Origin of the sequence: Streptomyces sp. NPDC005492 (assembly GCF_040605995.1) — a bacterium.
Taxonomy (GTDB): Bacteria; Actinomycetota; Actinomycetes; order Streptomycetales; family Streptomycetaceae; genus Streptomyces.
Map to the genome: position 1 here is coordinate 255,975 of NZ_JBEXDX010000006.1, position 17,152 is coordinate 273,126.

Annotated in this window: 16 protein-coding genes; 5 read left to right on the top strand and 11 right to left on the bottom strand. The window is 71.2% G+C overall.

The window, feature by feature from the left end:
• Window positions 1-527 precede the first annotated feature (527 nt).
• The 4 genes from ABZT04_RS11690 to ABZT04_RS11705 all read right to left on the bottom strand — a co-directional run bounded on the left by ABZT04_RS11690 (window position 528) and on the right by ABZT04_RS11705 (window position 4,008).
• Window positions 528-1,709: an SPFH domain-containing protein gene (locus ABZT04_RS11690; protein ID WP_356055607.1), complete on the bottom strand. Its 1,182-nt coding sequence runs from the start codon at window positions 1,707-1,709 to the stop codon at window positions 528-530.
• An 11-nt stretch (window positions 1,710-1,720) separates the two neighbouring features.
• Window positions 1,721-1,972: a hypothetical protein gene (locus tag ABZT04_RS11695; protein ID WP_356055609.1), complete on the bottom strand. Its 252-nt coding sequence runs from the start codon at window positions 1,970-1,972 to the stop codon at window positions 1,721-1,723.
• A gap of 107 nt (window positions 1,973-2,079) precedes the next feature.
• Complete coding sequence (locus ABZT04_RS11700) at window positions 2,080-3,318, bottom strand: ROK family protein (RefSeq protein WP_356055611.1); 1,239 nt, start codon at window positions 3,316-3,318, stop codon at window positions 2,080-2,082.
• A gap of 48 nt (window positions 3,319-3,366) precedes the next feature.
• Window positions 3,367-4,008, bottom strand: a complete 642-nt coding sequence (locus ABZT04_RS11705; protein ID WP_356055613.1) for an alpha-ketoglutarate-dependent dioxygenase AlkB — start codon at window positions 4,006-4,008, stop codon at window positions 3,367-3,369.
• Window positions 4,009-4,085: 77 nt separating this feature from the next.
• On the opposite strand from ABZT04_RS11705, the gene ABZT04_RS11710 reads away from it, so the two are divergent.
• Window positions 4,086-5,219, top strand: coding sequence for a methyltransferase (locus ABZT04_RS11710; RefSeq protein WP_356055717.1), 1,134 nt, complete (start codon window positions 4,086-4,088; stop codon window positions 5,217-5,219).
• Here ABZT04_RS11710 and ABZT04_RS11715 read toward each other — a convergent pair.
• Both ABZT04_RS11715 and ABZT04_RS11720 read right to left on the bottom strand, forming a co-directional pair.
• Window positions 5,209-6,078, bottom strand: coding sequence for a class II fructose-bisphosphate aldolase (locus tag ABZT04_RS11715; RefSeq protein ID WP_356055615.1), 870 nt, complete (start codon window positions 6,076-6,078; stop codon window positions 5,209-5,211). The two genes, ABZT04_RS11710 and ABZT04_RS11715, sit on opposite strands and share 11 nt — an antisense overlap.
• A gap of 35 nt (window positions 6,079-6,113) precedes the next feature.
• Window positions 6,114-6,995 carry an SIS domain-containing protein gene (locus ABZT04_RS11720; RefSeq protein ID WP_356055617.1) on the bottom strand — a complete coding sequence of 294 codons (882 nt, stop codon included), beginning with the start codon at window positions 6,993-6,995 and terminating at the stop codon, window positions 6,114-6,116.
• Window positions 6,996-7,119: 124 nt separating this feature from the next.
• On the opposite strand from ABZT04_RS11720, the gene ABZT04_RS11725 reads away from it, so the two are divergent.
• Window positions 7,120-7,899: a DeoR/GlpR family DNA-binding transcription regulator gene (locus ABZT04_RS11725; protein ID WP_356055619.1), complete on the top strand. Its 780-nt coding sequence runs from the start codon at window positions 7,120-7,122 to the stop codon at window positions 7,897-7,899.
• Between the two features lie 75 nt (window positions 7,900-7,974).
• On the opposite strand, the gene ABZT04_RS11730 is transcribed toward ABZT04_RS11725, so the two are convergent.
• The 3 genes from ABZT04_RS11730 to ABZT04_RS11740 form a co-directional block, all read right to left on the bottom strand.
• Window positions 7,975-8,427, bottom strand: a complete 453-nt coding sequence (locus ABZT04_RS11730) for a phospholipase (RefSeq protein WP_356055621.1) — start codon at window positions 8,425-8,427, stop codon at window positions 7,975-7,977.
• 214 nt (window positions 8,428-8,641) lie between these two features.
• Window positions 8,642-9,382 carry a TIGR03943 family protein gene (locus tag ABZT04_RS11735; RefSeq protein ID WP_356055623.1) on the bottom strand — a complete coding sequence of 247 codons (741 nt, stop codon included), beginning with the start codon at window positions 9,380-9,382 and terminating at the stop codon, window positions 8,642-8,644.
• Window positions 9,379-10,428 carry a permease gene (locus tag ABZT04_RS11740; protein WP_356055625.1) on the bottom strand — a complete coding sequence of 350 codons (1,050 nt, stop codon included), beginning with the start codon at window positions 10,426-10,428 and terminating at the stop codon, window positions 9,379-9,381. The genes ABZT04_RS11735 and ABZT04_RS11740 overlap by 4 nt, the downstream gene beginning before the upstream one ends.
• A 49-nt stretch (window positions 10,429-10,477) precedes the next feature.
• Here ABZT04_RS11740 and ABZT04_RS11745 point away from each other — a divergent pair, with 49 nt between their 5' ends.
• The 3 genes from ABZT04_RS11745 to ABZT04_RS11755 all read left to right on the top strand — a co-directional run bounded on the left by ABZT04_RS11745 (window position 10,478) and on the right by ABZT04_RS11755 (window position 12,912).
• Window positions 10,478-11,329 (top strand): PhzF family phenazine biosynthesis protein, encoded by an 852-nt coding sequence (locus ABZT04_RS11745; RefSeq protein ID WP_356055627.1) that lies wholly within the window; start codon window positions 10,478-10,480, stop codon window positions 11,327-11,329.
• Between the two features lie 176 nt (window positions 11,330-11,505).
• A complete protein-coding gene (locus ABZT04_RS11750) occupies window positions 11,506-12,402 on the top strand; it encodes a proline iminopeptidase-family hydrolase (RefSeq protein ID WP_356055629.1) in 897 nt (298 codons plus the stop codon).
• Between the two features lie 30 nt (window positions 12,403-12,432).
• The gene (locus ABZT04_RS11755) at window positions 12,433-12,912 is read left to right on the top strand and encodes a DUF5990 family protein (RefSeq protein WP_356055631.1); all 480 of its coding nucleotides are present in this window, start codon (window positions 12,433-12,435) and stop codon (window positions 12,910-12,912) included.
• 7 nt (window positions 12,913-12,919) lie between these two features.
• Here ABZT04_RS11755 and ABZT04_RS11760 read toward each other — a convergent pair whose 3' ends face one another.
• Window positions 12,920-14,653, bottom strand: a complete 1,734-nt coding sequence (locus tag ABZT04_RS11760; protein ID WP_356055633.1) for an LCP family protein — start codon at window positions 14,651-14,653, stop codon at window positions 12,920-12,922.
• A 187-nt stretch (window positions 14,654-14,840) separates the two neighbouring features.
• Window positions 14,841-16,595 (bottom strand): hypothetical protein, encoded by a 1,755-nt coding sequence (locus tag ABZT04_RS11765; RefSeq protein WP_356055635.1) that lies wholly within the window; start codon window positions 16,593-16,595, stop codon window positions 14,841-14,843.
• Window positions 16,596-17,152 lie beyond the last annotated feature (557 nt).

Sequence of the window (17,152 nt, forward strand, 5' to 3'; positions counted from 1 at the left end):
ACGGCTGGTCGAAGCCGGGCCGGCGGCTGGCTGAACCCGGGTCCGCCATTGACCGAGACCAAGCCGACGCCCCTACGAGACCTGGCCAGAGCCGAACAAAAAACCGCCAGGCGATCAAGCCCCACCCCGACGACCGGCCGTAGCCAGGCCAGCGGCCGACCGAGCCTGGGTCGGCCATCAACCGAGGCCAGACCCACGCCCCGACGAAAGCCGGCCACAGCCGAACAAAAAGCGCCAGGCGATCAAGTCCCAGCCCAACGGGCGGTCGAAGCCGGGCCGATGGTCGGCCGACGCCGGGCCGGCAGCCGCTGAACCCGTGGCAGCGGCCCGATCAAGACCAGACCGGCTGTCGGACCAGACCTGGCCGACGACCAGCCGAAAGCAGCCCGACAGCCACCCGAGATCAACCCGGCGATCGACCGAAGCGAGTCGGCAGCCGACCGAAACCAGCCCACGAGTCGGCCAAGAATGACCCCGCAGTCAACCGGAGCCGAGCCGACCGCCGGACCGCCCGTCAAGGCCCCTGATCAGTCGAGGTTCACCGGACCGTCGTCCTTCTTCTCGTCCTTCTTCGCCTGGAGTTGGAGCAGGTTCTTGACGTCCTCGCCGGGGCGGCGGCCGTCGGTGTCCGTGTTGCCCAGGTTGCCGCGGACCGAGTCGAGGATCGTCAGGCCCTGGGAGACCAGGCCGGCGGCGATCTCGCCGAGGCCGTCCGCGCCGTTGAGGACGTTGACGTTGGCTCCGGCGAGGCCGCCCGCCGCTTCCTTGACGATCTGCGGGAGCTGGTCGATCAGCATGCGGTCGAGCGCGACCCGGTCGTAGGAGGCCGCCGCCTCGGCCTGGATCTTCATGCGGTCGGCCTCGGCGATGGCGAGCAGCTTGATCCGCTGGGCCTCGGCCTCGGCGGGCTTGACGATCTCGGCGACGAGCTGCTGCTGGCGCAACTCGGCCTGGCGCTGGGCCAGTTCGGTCTGCGCGGCCAGCACCTCCTGCTGGGCGTGGGCCTGCGCCAGCGGTCCGGCCTGCGCGGCCTGCGCCTGGGCGCGGTCCACCTCGGCGGAGTACTCCGCCTTGACGACGGCGGTCTGCCGGGCGTATTCGGCCTGGTTGCGGGCCGCCACCTGTTCCGCCTCGGCCGAGGCCTGGGTGGCCTGCGCCTGGGCGATCTGGGCCTGCCGCTGGATGGCCGCCTTGTGCGGGGCGGACATCGCGTCGATGTAGCCGGTGGCACCGTCGTCGATCGACTGGATCTGCAGCGAGTCGACGATGAGGCCGATCTTCGCCATCTCGATCTTCGAGGTGTCCAGGACCTCGGCGGCCAGCTTCTGCCGCTCGGTGACGATCTCCTCGACGGTCATCGAGCCGATGATGGCGCGCAGGTGACCGGCGAAGATACGGCCGGTCAGCACCGACATCTGGTCCTGGTCGGACAGGAAGCGCTGGCCCGCGTTGATGATGCTCTCGGTGTCGTTGCCGACCTTGAAGGCGATCACGGCGCGGACGTTCAGTGCGATGCCCTGCCGGGTCACGCAGGTCTCGGTGACCTCTGCCTCGCACATCGCCAGGGTGAGGAAACGGGTCTTGCGGAAAACCGGGAGCACGAACTTTCCGTGCCCCGTCACCACGCGGAACGGCGCGCCCCCCAGTCCCCGCCTGCCACCCGAGATCAGCATCGCCTCATCGGGAGCGGGAACGCGGTAACCGAACATGCTGGTACTCCTCACTCTGCGCCGGCGGGGTCCCCGCCCAGCGCGTCCAATGGATCCACCCATTCGATGACGTGGACCTCACGACCCCCACGCGACTCGATCACGAGCACGGTCACCCCCGTGGGCAGGGGATCGTCCGACCAGGCGAGGAAGGTCTCGGAGCCACCCCGGACGCGCACCAGGACCTCGCCGGGGCCCGCGCTTCCGCGGGTTCCGATGATCACCTGCCCCGTGCATCCGATCACGGGCTCATCCTGCGGCATCACCGGCCGCCCTCCATCCTCTGGCCTTAGGTTTCCGACGATAGACCTACTCTGCCCCGGCTCCCAACGGGCTCGTCGATTCCTTCTGTCACGGGCTGCCCGCGAGATCAGGACAGGGCCGCGAGCGGATCGTCGAGGACCGGCTGCCACGCCAACTCGGCTGCGCCGACCAGGCTGTTGTGGTCGAGGGTGCAGGCGAGGATCGGCACGCCCCCGCTCTGGCCCCACAGGCTCCGGTCGGCGACGACCGCGCGCAACCGCTCGGGGGCGGCGTCGAGGAGGGTGCGGTGGAGTCCGCCGAGGATGATGCGGTCGGGGTTGAGGATGTTCACCAGCCCGGCGAGACCCAGCCCGAGCCGGTCGACCAGGGCTTCTACGGCCTCGCGGACGGACGGGTCGTCGTAGTGGTGGCGGATCAGGTCGTTGGACTGCTGGAGCAGGGACACCTCGGGGCCGGGCTCGCGGCCGGCGGCGACGAGGAAGGCGAGGGGGTCGGCCTCGACGTCCAGGCAGCCTCGACTGCCGCAGTAGCAGGGGCGGCCCTCGGGGTTGACGGTGAGGTGTCCGACTTCGAGCGCCAGGCCCGAACTCCCCGTGTGCAGACGCCCGTCGAGGACGAGCGCGCCGCCCACACCCCGGTGTCCGGTCGCCACGCACAGCAGGTCGCGGGCGCCGCGCCCGGCACCGTGCCGGTGTTCGGCGAGGGCGGCGAGGTTGACGTCGTTGCCCGCGAACGCCGGACCGGTGATGCCGGCCGCCCGCACGCACTCGGCGAAGATCCGGCGCACGGGCGCGCCCGCGGGCCAGGCCAGGTGCAGGGGGTTCAGTGCAAGGCCGTCGGGTTCGGCGACGGCGGAGGGCACGGCGAGCCCGGCGCCGACACATCGCCGGCCCGTGTCCCGCAGCAGTTCCGTGCCGGCCTCGACGACCGAGCCCAGCACCTTGGCCGGGTCGGCGTCGACGGTCTCGCAGCCGGGCGCGGTCGCCACGAGCTGCCCGCCGAGCCCGACCAGCGCGGCCCGGAAGCCGTCGGCGTGCACCTGCGCGGCGAGGACCACGGGTCCGTCCTCGGCGAGCGCGAGCCGGTGCGAGGGCCGCCCCTGCGAACCGGCCGCGGCGCCGGGCCGGGCATCGACCCGGATCAGCCCCAGTGCCTCCAGCTCGGCGGCGACCGCGCCGGCCGTGGCCCGGGTCACCCCCAGCTCGGCGGTCAGGACGGCCCGGGTAGGCGCCCGCCCGGTGTGCACGAGCTCCAGCGCGGGCCCGAGCGCACCGCGCCCCCGGTCCAGCCGCGCCCTTGAGGTGGTCTCTTCCCCCGCCGGCCGGGGGTCCGCCTTGCCGCTCATGAGGGCGAGTCTCCCATGATCCGCAGGCGGGGCCACCAGGGGCGCGGGCTACAACCCACTCACCCTGAGCGTGACGTTCAACCGCCCCGTCAGCCCCAACTCCACCGGCGCCGTGCCCTCGTGGACCCTCGGCACCCCGTGGTACGCCAGCCGCGAAGGGCCGCCGAACACGAACAGGTCGCCGCTTCTCAACTCGACGTCCGTGTACGGCTTGGTGCGGGTCTCGGTGTTGCCGAAGCGGAAGACGCAGGTGTCGCCGAGGCTGAGCGAGACGACCGGCGCAGCGGACTTCTCGTCGCTGTCGCGGTGCATGCCCATGCGGGCGTCGCCGTCGTAGAAATTGATCAGTGCGATGTCGTACGACGCCGTCGGCGTCCCCAGTGTGTCGGTGACCGCCCGCTGCCCCAGTTCGTCCAGCCAGGCCGGGAACGGCTTCACCGGGGTGCCGTCGCCGTCGGTGACCGTGCGGGAGTAGGCGTACGGGTACCAGTGCCAGCCCAGGCAGACCTGCCGGGCGGTCATCGTGCCGCCGCCGGGTGTGCGGACCGTGCGCAGTCCGGCGGGCGGTCGGGCCCACTCCCGGCAGGCCGTCAGCAGCTCGCGCTGGTGGTCCGGGTCCAGCCAGTCCGGCAGGTGCACCGCGCCCGGCGCGATCTCCGCACGGGCCCTCGGAAACAGCTCGGCTTCCATATCCCCATCCTGCCTCGACGGGCCATGAGCTGGGACTCGGTTAGCCTTGGCGCACGATGGACGACCGTACCGACCGAATGACGACACCGTGGGGCGAGCGCGCCCTGGCCCGCTTTCCCGAGGACCCGCGCGACCGGCTGCGCGCCTGGGACGCCTCCGACGAATACCTTCTGCGGCACCTCGCGGAGCAGGACACCCCGCTGTCCGGCACGGTCGTGATCGTGGGCGACCGCTGGGGCGCCCTGGCCACGGCGCTCGCGGAGCACGGCCCGGTGCAGATCACGGACTCGTTCCTCACCCAGGAGGCGACGCGGGCGAACCTCGCGCGGAACGGGGTCGCCGCGGACTCCGTACGGCTGCTCACCACCCAGGATCCGCCGCCCGAGCGCGTGGACGTCCTGCTGGTGCGGGTGCCCAAGAGCCTCGCGCTCCTGGAGGACCAGCTGCTGCGGCTGGCGCCCGCGGTGCACGCCGGCACGGTCGTCGTCGGCACCGGCATGGTGAAGGAGATCCACACCTCGACGCTGAAGCTGTTCGAGCGGATCCTCGGCCCGACCCGGACCTCGCTGGCCGAGAAGAAGGCCCGGCTGATCCACTGCGCGCCCCGGTCGTCGGCGGCCCGCGCCGCCAACCCGTGGCCGCACAGCTACGCCCTGCCCGAGGGCATCGGCGTGGTCTCGGGGCGGACCGTGGTCAACCACGCGGGGGTGTTCTGTGCCGAGCGCCTCGACATCGGCACCCGTTTCTTCCTCCAGCACCTGCCCGACAGCCGTGGCCTCGGCCGGGTCGTCGACCTCGGGTGCGGCAACGGAGTCGTCGGTACGGCGGTGTCGCTGGCCGATCCGGAGGCCGAAGTCCTGTTCGTGGACGAGTCGTTCCAGGCCGTCGCCTCCGCCGAGGCGACGTACAAGGCGAACGGCGTTCCGGGGCATGCCGAGTTCAGGGTCGGGGACGGGCTGGCCGGGGTGCCGGCCGACAGCGTCGACCTCGTGCTGAACAATCCGCCGTTCCACTCCCACCAGGCGACGACCGACGCGACGGCCTGGCGGATGTTCACCGACGCGCGGCGCGCACTGCGGCAGGGCGGCGAGCTGTATGTGGTCGGCAACCGGCATCTCGCCTACCACGTGAAGCTGAAGCGGCTGTTCGGCAACAGCCGACTGGTCGCCAGCGACGCCAAGTTCGTGGTGCTGAGGGCCGTCAAGCGCTAGCCCGGCCGGGTCCGGCGAGCACGCCGATGATCCTGGCCACCGCTCCGGCCATCGCCTCCCGGCCCACGCTCAGGTACGTGCGGGAGTCGACCGCCTCGGGATGCTCGGCGAGGAAGGCGCGGATCGCGCCGGTCATCGCGAGGTTGAGGGCGGTGCCCACGTTGACCTTGGTGATGCCGTCGGCGACGGCCGCGGTCAGTTCGTCGTCGGGGACTCCTGAGGAGCCGTGCAGGACGAGGGGGACGTCCAGTGTGGCGGTGAGCCGCTTGAGGAGCTCGTGGTCGAGGGTGGCGGTACGGGTCGTCATGGCGTGGGAGCTGCCGATGGCGACGGCGAGGGCGTCGATGCCGGAGTCGGCGACGAAGGCGCGGGCCCGGGCGGGGTCGGTGCGGGCGCCGGGTGCGTGGGCGTCCAGCGGCGGCTCGCCGTTCTTGCCGCCGACCTCCCCCAACTCGGCCTCGATCCACAGCCCTTGGGCGTGCGCCCAGTCGGCGGCGGTGCGCGTCGCGGCGAGGTTCTCGGCGTAAGGCAGGCGGGCCGCGTCGTACATGACGGAGCTGAAGCCGGCGCCGGATGCCTGCCGGAGCAGGTCGTCGCTCTGGACGTGGTCGAGGTGCAACGCGACGGGTACGACGGCCCGTTCGGCGGCGGCGACGGCCGCGCGGGCGAGCGGGAGGAGTCGGCCGTAGCGGAACTTGACGGCGTTCTCGCTGACTTGGAGGACGACGGGTGCTTCGGCGGACTCGGCGCCGGCGATGACGGCCTCGATGTGTTCCAGCGTGATGATGTTGAAGGCGGCGACGGCGGAGCGGGCGGTGGCGGCGCGGGTGACGAGTTCGCCGGTGGTGACGAGGGGCACGGCCGGTCCTTTCCTGTCGTTCCGGGTACCGGAGTTCAGGGGGCGAGGATCACCGAGCGGGTGAGGTGGCGCGGGCGGTCGGGGTCGAGGTCGCGGTGGGCGGCGACGGCGACCGCGAGGCGCTGGGCGCGGACGAGTTCGGCGAGCGGGTCGAGACCCCCGTCGATCCACAACCCGCCGGTGTCACGCACCTGTTGGGCGAGTCCCTCGGGTGCCTCGCCGAGCATCCAGGTGGCGGTGCCGTGGGTGGTGATGCTGATCGGACCGTGTCGGTACTCCATCGCCGGGTAGGCCTCGGTCCAGGACAGTGAGGCCTCGCGCATCTTGAGCCCGGCCTCGTTGGCGAGACCGACGGTCCAGCCGCGGCCGAGGAAGGTGAACTGGGTGCAGGCGACGAGCTGCCCGGGCAGTTCGTCGGTGAGCGCGGCGCGGGCGTCGGCGACGACGGCGTCGGTGTGCAGGCCGAGGTGGGCGCGGAGCAGGGTGACCGCGGTGGTCGCGAACCGGGTCTGCACGACGGATCGTTCGTCGGCGAAGTCGAGCACGACGATCTCGTCGGCGGCCGCCATGACGGGCGTGTGCGGGTCGGCGGTGATCGCGGTGGTGCGGCTGCGGCCTTTCAACTCCCCCAGGAGTTGGAGCACTTCGGTGGTGGTGCCGGACCGGGTGAGGGCGAGGACGCGGTCGTACGAGCGGCCGTGCGGGAACTCGGAGGCGGCGAAGGCGTCGGTCTCGCCCTGGCCTGCGCCCTCGCGCAGTGCGGCGATCGCCTGGGCCATGAAGTACGAGGTGCCGCAGCCGACGATCGCGACCCGCTCCCCCGCCGTCGGCAGCACCCGCGCGTATCCGGCCGCCTCCGTCGCGGCGCGTGTCCAGCACTCGGGCTGGCTGTTCAGCTCGTCCTCGACATAGGTCATGCCGTACCCCTCCCCACCGATGCTTGTTCCTGCAAGATATAGCGAGCTTTCGAGCACAATCAAGCAATTCGCCGAGGGTGGTGTGCGCTAGGGTCGCCGGAGAATCGAGGAACGGAGAGTGCGGATGTCGCGCGACGCCCGCTGGAAGGCGCTGCTGGACCTGCTCGTCGAGCGCGGTCGGCTGGACGTCGAGGAGGCGGCGGCGGACCTGGCCGTGTCGGCGGCGACGATCCGCCGTGACTTCGATCAACTGGCCGAGCAGCAGATGCTGGTGCGCACCCGGGGCGGCGCGGTGGTGCACGGGGTGTCGTACGAACTTCCTCTGCGCTACAAGACCGCCCGGCACGCCTCCGAGAAGCAGCGCATCGCCAAGGCGGTCGCCGAACTCGTCGCGCCGGGCGAGGCGGTGGGTCTGACGGGCGGTACGACGACCACGGAGGTGGCCCGCGCCCTGGCGGTCCGCAGCGACCTCACCTCCGGGTCCCCGGCGTTGACCATCGTGACGAACGCGCTCAACATCGCCAACGAGCTTGCCGTACGGCCCCAGTTCAAGATCGTGCTGACCGGTGGGGTCGCGCGCCCGCAGTCGTACGAACTCGTCGGGCCGCTCGCGGACGGGGTGCTCTCGCAGATCACCGTGGATGTGGCGGTGCTCGGCGTGGTCGCCTTCGACGTGACGCACGGCGCGGCGGCCCACGACGAGGCGGAGGCCGCCGTCAACCGGCTGCTGTGCGAGCGCGCCGAGCGGGTGGTCGTCGCGGCCGACTCCAGCAAGCTCGGCCAGCGGGCATTCGCCCGGATCTGCGCGGCCGAGTCGGTGAACACGCTGGTGACGGACACGGCGGTGGGGCCGGATGTGGTGCGGCGGTTCGAGGAGGCGGGGGTGCGGGTCGTCGCGGTGTGAACCGGGCTTCCCGAAGCGGGGGTTGCGGGACGCCGAGGGTCGACGTCCCGCGCTGTCCGAGCGGTTGACGGTATGTCAGCCGAAGACCTTCACGGCTTGGTAGTACGTCCACGCCGTGCTGTTGCAGGCGGTCGCGGTGGCGCCGGAGTAGGTGGCGCAGACGCGCTTGAGGTCCTCGTAGAAGGCGCTGTCGAGGCGCGACTTGTTGGCGCCGAAGGCACCGGCGGCCTTGTAGTTGCGGTAGCCGAAGTCGTGGCGCGCGCAGGATGTGGCGAAGGGGAAGCCGAAGGGGTTGTCGGGCGAGTCGGAGCAGTAGTCGGTGGACCAGTCGAACTCGTAGGCGGACCAGGCGGATTGGTTGGCGCGGGCGGCGGCCCACTGGTTGTAGCTGGACGCGCTGGTCTGGGTCCAGTCCGACAGGACCTGGGGCTTGTCGGCGGGGACGGCGGTGGCGGCGGTCGCGGTGGCGACGACGGCGACCAGGGCCAGAGTCGAGGCGGAGACAGCGGTGGCGAGTCTGCGGTGCATCCAACACCTCCATGAGACCGCGATCCGTCCATCGGATCGCAGGTTCATGACAAGATGATTTACGCATCGACCGTGCTTTCACACCGCATGTGACCCAATGACCCGTTAACTCTGGGGCATGCCAGGCGATCGGGATATGAACCCGGCGGGACAACCGGCAGCGGGGACGCGCGATGCTCCGCTCAACTCCCCTGCTGCCGACCGGAGTTCACCTTCACGACGGAGTGAGCGGCAGATCGTCCGTGAAGGCGTTGACGGGTTGGGCGATGCGCCGGGTGCCGTGGACGTCGAGGGCCGCCGCCGCGGTCCTGGTGCCGAGCGTGCCCTGGGTGTGCCAGGTTCCGGTGACGGCCAGCCAGGTGTTGGCGGGTGGGGCCGGGGTGCCGTACATCCGGACCTTGACCGTCTGGGCGTCGGCCGCGCAGCAGGTGAAGATGATGCGGGTCAGGTCCCAGCCGCCGCCGGGCCGGCCCGGTGTCGCGAAGCCGGTCATCTGGATCGTGCGGCCCTTGATGGCCAGTTCCCTGTCCTGCTGGACCCGGGTGGTGAAGTCCGTGAGGGTCATCGGCAGGGGTGAGGTGGCCGGCAGTGCGGCGAACCGTTTCTGCTGCTTCACGGTCTGGCTGCCGGCGTGCGCGGCCGTGTAGGCGCCGAGGGCGGGTGGGGCGTAGAGAAGAAGGCTGAGCGCGGGGAGGAAGAGCAGCCAGGCGATGCGGGGTGCGGAGGAATGGTCGTGGCCGTGGTCATGGCCGTGGTCGTGTTCCGTCTCCTCGGCCGAGCCGCGGTCGAGTGCCGCGTGGGCCACGCCCAGCAGCAGGAGGAGGACGCCGGAGACGATCAGCAGCGGGCGCAGGCCCTCCTTGACGTAGCGGAGATAGAGGTCGGTGAAGAGGGCGGTATGCAGGAGGCCGAGGCCGGTCAGGACCAGGAGCAGTACTTGTGCGGTGCGCTTCACAGCAGGGCGCCTCCGATCAGGACACTGGCGGCCACGGCCACGACGGTGGTCGCGGTGGAGAAACGCACCGCGAACGCCCGGCCGAAGGTGCCCGCCTGAAGGGCGATCAGTTTGAGGTCCACCATGGGGCCGACCACCATGAAGGCCAGCCGGGCTGTGGGCGAGAAGCCGGTGAGCGATGCGGCCACGAACGCGTCGGCCTCCGAGCAGACCGCGAGGACGACGGCGAGCGCGGCCAGGAACAGCACGGACAGCCACGGCGATCCGGAGAAGGTGTCGAGGACGGAGCGTGGGACGGTCACGTTGAAGGTGGCCGCGGCCATCGCGCCGAGTACGAGGAAGCCGCCGGCGTGCAGGAAGTCGTGCTGGAAGCCGAGCCGGAACTCCGTGAAGCGACTGTGTCCCGACCGGTGTCCGGTGTGCCGGACGACCGGGCGCAGCCACTCCTCGCGGCCGAGCCAGAGCCAGAGCCAGCCCATGGCGGCCGCGGTGGCGAGCGAGGCGAGGAGCCGGGCCAGCACCATGGCGGGGCTGCCCGGGAAGGCGACGGCGGTGGCGGTCAGCACGATCGGGTTGATCGCGGGCGCCGAGAGCAGGAACGCGAAGGCGGCGGCCGGGGTGACGCCCCGGCGGATCAGGCTGTTCGCGACCGGCACGGACGCGCATTCGCAGCCGGGCAGGACGGCTCCCGCGACGCCCGCGACCGGCACGGCGAGCGCGGGGTGCTTGGGCAGCACCTTGGTGAACAGGTCGGCGGGCACGAAGGCGTTGATGGCCCCGGACAGGGCGGTGCCCAGGAGGAGGAAGGGCAGCGCCTGCACGGTGATGGCCAGGCAGACGGTGCGCCAGGCCGCCACGGCGGGGCCGTTCAGCCAGGGCGTGCCCGAGAGCAGGAGAACGGCCGCCGCCAGACCGAGCGCGAGGGCGAGCGCGGGCGCGGGCGCGGGCGGGAGTCCGCGAAGGGCGCGGCGCCGTGGCTCGGGTGGGTGGACGGTGGTCTGGGCCGCCCTCTCCGTCACATCAAGCAGCTCATCCGTTTTTTGCATTTTTGCTCCGAATGTCTGATGGTGCGACAGAACATAGTACGGTTCTCGTGTGATCAGCCGACTGTCCGTCACGATCGTCCGCGCGTGTCTGCGGGAGGGCTCCGGCGGGAGCCCCACCACGGTGCTGGACGAGTTGCCGTTGGGCGACGACGAGCGATGCCGGGTGCCGGTCCTCGCGGGGACCTCGCACGCCGTGTTCGTCGCCGTGCGCGGGTCCGAGGTCTCGCTCCGCTTCTTCACCGCCGAGGGCGAACTGCCCGCGTGCGGCCACGGTACGGTCGCCGCCCTGGCCTTCCTCGCGGCGCGCGCCGGAGGCTCGGAGTACCGGGGGACCCTGCGGGCCGGGGGACGTCCGTTCGCCGGCCGGGCCGTACGGGAGGGGACGCGGTTCCGTGCCGACTTCGAGCCGGGTCCCGTCGAGTCGCGGGAGCCGGGCGCGGACGAGATCGCCCTCGTCCTGCCCCCGTTGGGCATCACCCCGGACACACTCGCCCCCGGTGCTCGCGTGGCCTCGATCGGACGGGCACGCCTGCTCGTCCCGGTCGTGTCGCGCGCGGCGCTCGCCGCGCTCGCCCCGGACTTCGACGGACTCCGCGCGGCCTGTGACCGGCTCGGACTCCTCGGCTGCTACGTCTACTCGGTGCCGACGCGCTCCGGTGGGATCGCGGCGCGGATGTTCGCGCCGTCGATCGGTGTCCCGGAGGACATCGCGAACGCCAACAGCACCGCGTGTCTCGCCGCCGACCTGGCCGCCCGGGGTGTCACCGAGATCGCCGTCGACATGGGCGACTCCCTGGGCAGCCCGGCCACGATCACCGCGAGCGCGCGGCCCGTGCCGCGGCTGGGCGGTGTGGCGGAAGTCGACGGGGCCGTGCGGGAGTTCGCCGTCGAGGTGCGTTGATTCCGGTTCTGTGAACGCGGGCGGGCCACGTGAACTCGCCGTTACGTCTTGCCCCGGCCCCGCCAAAAGGTCTTGTGCGGCGGCCTTTTGCTCGATCACCATCACAGCGATCCGTCGCACCCTTTTCCGCTCCAACCCCCGGCCGGCTCGCGTCCGGTCCGTCTGGGAGGCCTCGCGTGGCGATTCCCGAGCCGCATCGCACCGGCACGGTCGACTTCAACGGCTGGTCCACCTGGTACAGGATCACCGGTGAGGCCGGCCGGACGCCGCTCGTCGTGCTGCACGGCGGGCCCGGGGCCGGTCACAACTACACCCTCAGCATCGCGGGCATCGCCGAGCAGGGACGGCCCGTGGTGCACTACGACCAGCTCGGCACCGGGCTGTCCACTCATCTGCCGGACCAGGGCGCCGACTTCTGGACCGTCCAGCTCTTCCTCGACGAACTCGACCAGCTCCTCAAGGAGTTGGGCATCACCGACGCCTACCACCTCCTCGGCCAGTCCTGGGGCGGCATGCTCGCCGCCGAGCACGCCGTGCGCCGGCCGACCGGCCTGCGCGGTCTGGTCATTGCCAACTCCCCCGCGTCCATGGAGCTGTGGCTGGCGGGCGCGGCCGAACTGCGCGGCCAGCTCCCGCCGGAGGTCCAGCGCACCCTGCTCGCCCACGAGGCGGCCGGAACCACCGACCATCCCGACTACCTCGCCGCCGAGCAGGTCTTCAACGAACGCCATGTGTGCCGTCTGGTCCCCAACCCGCCCGAGGTGCAGGCGACTTGGGACAACATCGCGGCCGACCCGACCGTGTACCACACGATGAACGGACCGAACGAGTTCCATGTCGTCGGCACACTCAAGGACTGGTCCGTGATCGACCGGCTGCGTCTGATCGAGGCACCGACCCTGCTGGTGTCCGGACGGTACGACGAGGCGACCCCCGAGACGCTGCGCCCGTTCGCCGACCACATCCCCGATGTGCGCTGGCACATGTTCGAGTACTCGAGCCACATGCCGCACGTCGAGGAGGAGGAGCTCTTCCTCCGGGTCGTGGGCAGCTTCCTCGACTCCACCGACTGATCCCCGGGCGGGCCCGGCATGATGGCCCCCATGCACCTCCGTATCGACGCCGTCGACCTGCCCGGCCGTACCTGCCCCGCCCCCGCCGACAAGCCCGTCCCGACGTACGACAACATCCATGTCGCCGTGCAGCGCAAGGACCGGCCGGCCGAACTCCTCGAACCGCAGCCGGGGGACGGCGGGTCCGCGACCTGGACGCTGGAGTGCACGGCGGAGGCCACGCCGGACGGCATCGTGGTCAAGGGCCCTTACGTGCAGCACCGGATGGGCCTGCGGTTCGTCTATCTGTCGTGGGGCACGGTCGACGAGGCCGGTGTCTTCACGATGTTCCGGCGCGCCAAGCTCATGCTCGACTCGGTGCCGGCCGACGTCCTGGCCGCCGCCGCGCGCGACGGACTGCTGGTCGGCCGGCTCGGGCTGACCGACGCGCACGGCGGCCCTCTGTGCGCGCGGGTGGATCCCCCGCACATCACCTGGACCGCCGAGAGCGTCGTACAGCCGCAGCCGTAGCCGTCCGTCAGGAGGCCGAGTCCTTCTTGTTGGTCGCCGCGCGGTACGCCTGGGTCGGGGTCATCGCGACGCCGTTGAGGCTGACCGTCTTGTAGGGGCTGACCTTGGCGCAGGACTTCGACTGATCGGCGGTCGAGGCCTGCGCGTTGGACGTGGCCGCCTTGGTGTCGGCGGGGGCCGGGGACGAACTGGCGCCCGGGTATGTCGTGCCGCTGGGCCAGTCCGTGCCGATCACCAGGGTCAGGCCGGTGCCGCTGCCCTGCTTGAGGTGCGAGGAGGCGAGGCCGATCACCTTGGCCACGGTCTGGGCCTCGGCCTTCTGACCGGTGCCGTAGGTGAGCGTGGTCGTCGTCGCGCTGACGGAGGCGTTCCCCGTGGTGGTGTCGGAGCTGAAACCGCCGTCTATCAGGGAGGTGGCGACGGTGGAGGCGCGGCCGCTGATGCTGGTGCCGTTCTCCACCGTGACGGCGATCTGCGCGGCGGGCACAGCGGCGGCCGTGGCGGTCGCGGTGGCCGCCGCGGACTTCTTGCCCGACGAGCTGGTCAGCGACTGGTCGTTGGCGATGGTCGCGAACAGGCTCTTCGCCGCGGCGGCGGGCACGACCCGGTTGGCGTTCGTCGGGTCGGCACCGGTCTGCATCGTGGTGAACGTCATGCGCTTCGTCGGGACCTTGTCGAGGTCGGCAGCGAGCCCGATCAGCTTCTTGACGGTTCCGAGGCCGGTGTCCACGGTGAGCGCCTTGGTGGCGGCGTCGGCCAGGTTGTAGACGGCCGTGGGGTCGGTGAGGGTGCCGGCGCTCTTGAACTTGCGGATCATCGCGCTGAGGAAGAGGTGCTGGGAGACGGTACGGCCGAGGTCGCTGCCGTCGCCGAACCCGTGCCGGGAGCGGACGAACTCGAGCGCCGCGTCGCCCTTGAGGGTGTGGGTGCCCTTGGCGAGCTTCAGGTGCGAGTAGGTGTCGTAGACGTCGGCGTCGACGCACACCGAGACACCGCCGACCGCGTCGGACATCTTCACCACGCCGGAGAAGTCCATCTGCACGAAGTGGTCGATGGTGATGCCGGTCAGCGCGTGGACGGTCTTGACCTGGCACTCCTGCCCGTACTGGAGCGCGCTGTTGATCTGGCCGTAGTAGCCGGGCGTCGACTCCTTGCTCTTTGGGTCCGAGCACGCGGGGACCTGGGTCATGGTGTCGCGGGGGATGCTCATCACGGTGGCGTTGGAACGGTCCGCCGAGATGTGCACCACCATCTCCACGTCCGCGTTGCCGTTCCCGGTCTGCACACCGGTGGTCGAGCAGCCGCCGCCGAGCTTGCAGTCGGTCGCGCTGGTGCGGGCGTCGCTGCCCATCACGAGGAGGTTGATCGGCGTACGGCCGAAGGCGTCGGCCTTCTCCTTGCCGCCCGCTCCGTCGTCGATCGCGATGCTGTTGATGTTGCCGTTCAGGTGCTCGTAGAACCACCAGCCGGCGCCCGCGGTCACCAGGATCAGCCCCGACAGGGATATCGCGGTGATCTTCAACACCCGCTTGCCGCGCGGGGCCTGCTTGGCCCGGCGGCGGGACGCGGCGCGTCCGGCCGCGCGGGTTCCGCCGCGCGGCGCGTGGCGCGCGGCGGCGCGTGCGGCGGCCCGGCCGCCGGTGGGCAGCGGTTCCTCGGCGTCACCTGTACGCGGCCTGGGCACCCCTCGTGTGCGACTGCGCGTGGCATGTCCCACGGGGCCGTCCCCGAGGTCGGTCATCTGGCACTCCCACAAAACGGTCGGGCCGTTCAGGCCGTCGGTGCTGCGGCCTGGGGCGCGCGGCCGTGTCGGGTCGGGCGAGGCGGGGTTCCCGTCTCGCTTGCGTGGTTGCGCAATATAACAATCTCAGATGAGGACACTGTAAGGACTTTCTCATTTACGGGATTTCATTTTGCGTCAAGGTCGGTCAACTGGTCGGGATGCGGGCGGTGGTGATGGTCATCGGCGTCCCGGTGACGGCGATGAGGTAGAAGCGCGGATGCGAGCCGCCCGGCACCCGCCGGACACCGCCGGGCGGCTTCACGACGTACGTCGCTGAGGCGTGCGGGGCCAAGGACGCCGGGCCGCCGGAGGCGGTCCACCAGTCGGAGGCGCCCTGCCCGAGGCGGCTGGCGAAGTGGGGGGTGAGCCGGGTGGCGGTCAGGTTGACGACCCGGGCGACGAGGTGGGTGATGTCACGGTGCCCTGAGCGCTCCACGATGCTCGCCGTGACGTTCATGCGCAGCGGTGGCGGACTGGCCGCGGCGATGGTCGCGCACACGACGGCGGGAGCGAGGAGCCCCGCGGCGAGGACGGCCTTGGCCGGGCGTGCGGTCAGCCGCGGGATGCGAGGCTGCCAGGCCCGGGCGAGCACGGCGGCGGGGACGGTGGCGGCCGCCGCGAGCCACAGCGGGGTCATCATCAGGAAGTAGCCGTCCTGGGACCGGGTGGCGAGGTAGAAGCTCAGCCAGGGCAGCACCGTGATCGCCGGGCCGAGCCGTCGTACGAAGAGCAGCGTGGCGGCGAGCAGGCCGATCAGGAGCAGGAGGCTGCCGTATGAGTAGTAGTCGAGGTGCCTGCTGCCCGCGGTGAAGTAGTACGAGATCCCCATGAGGCCCTGGCCGTGCAGGATCGCCTTCTGGGTGAGTGGGAGCAGCAGTCCGTGCAGCCAGGTGGGGAAGTCCTGGACGGCGAAGTAGGCGTTGATCGCGGCCCAGGTCAGTGCGGCGGTGCCGGTGTAGCGGGCGAGTACGCCGAGGGCGGGCCGGGGTCCGAGGTCGCCGCGTCGGACGGCGTAGAGGCCGATGAGGAGGAACGGGGTGAGGAACCAGGCGAGTTGCTGGGAGGCACAGGCCGCGCCCAGGCAGAGGGCCTGGAGCACTCCGGGCCCGCCGAGCCGTCCACTGGCTCCGGTGTCGGGCCACCGGACCACGACCGGGACGAGGAGGACGAGGGCGAGGACGGCGGGGTAGCCGGAGTAGGCGTAGCCGGGCAGGAACCCGAAGCCGAGGCAGACGGCGGTGGCGCCCGGCCGCCAGGGGGCCGGGAGCAGCAGCCACAGCAGGACGGCGCCCGCGAGGAGCGCGCCGGTGGTCACGAGAGTGGCGGCGGCCGCCGAGTGGACGACGGCGTGGACGGGGGCGGCGAGCAGCGCGGTCAGGGGCGGATAGCCGTAGGTGTAGTCGGCGCCGCCCGACATGGTCTTGGTGATGCCGACGGACGGAGTGTCGAACAGCCACGGCCAGGGCTGGCCGTAGATGGGTCGGCCGTGCAGGATCTCGTGGGCGGCCTGCGCGGTGAGCACGCCCTCGTCGGTGCCGGCGTGGTTCAGCCAGTAGCCGCAGAGGACCAGGACGACGGCGAGCAGCAGGACGCCCGCGTCCACCCGGGTCAGGGCGCGCCGGGTGCGCACGGTGAGGGCCAGGACGCCCGCGACCAGGATTCCGGCGTAGCAGACCGAGATGATCCCGGCGGCGGGCGGGTGGGAGGTGATCGCTCTCGTCCAGGCGCCGCGGGTGCCGATGAACAGGCTGATCGAGGCGATCAGGGTCATCCCCCGGTGCAGTTGCTGCGGCGCCGGGAACCCGGTGGTGAGCGGCCGGGTCCCGAGCGGTCCCGCCGTGGAGGGCGCGGGGCGTGGCCTCAGCCGGAGACCACCGTCGACACGGGAACCGTCGTCCATGGCGTACTCCTCCTCGTTCCACCCCGGTCGGTCGGCAGTTCACGTCGGGGTCACCCCTACTCCATGTCGTAGAGGTGAAAGGAGCCCCTGGGGTTCACCAGGGGAAGGGAAGAGCTCGGAAAGAAGATGCGACGCAGGCCGCGGTGGCGAGAGGGTGGTGATTCCAGCCACCGTGGACACACCAGAACTCCTCGACCCCTTCACACAGTTGGGGACCGAGCATCGCCGGGACAGCCGTCCGCAGCGGCCTTCCAGGGCAAACTTTCCGGCTCCCGCAGACAACGGTTGAGCCAACTCTGCATTTCCAGCATGTTGCGGGACACGGCAAATGGGCCCTTTGTCGCGTAAGCGGTGCCCGTTCTCTTCATAGGAACCACCAGAGAACCGTTTCAGCAGGCCACGTCGGGCGCCTAGCCTGACGTGATTACGTCGCATTAAGGATGGTGGCGTAGGGTGGCTGACCGTTAACTGTCCCATTCCTTACCGGACTTGACGGTTAATGTGCGCTGCGCGCGGTGTGTCCCACCTGGTTGATCGAGAGGACTCCGATGCCCGAA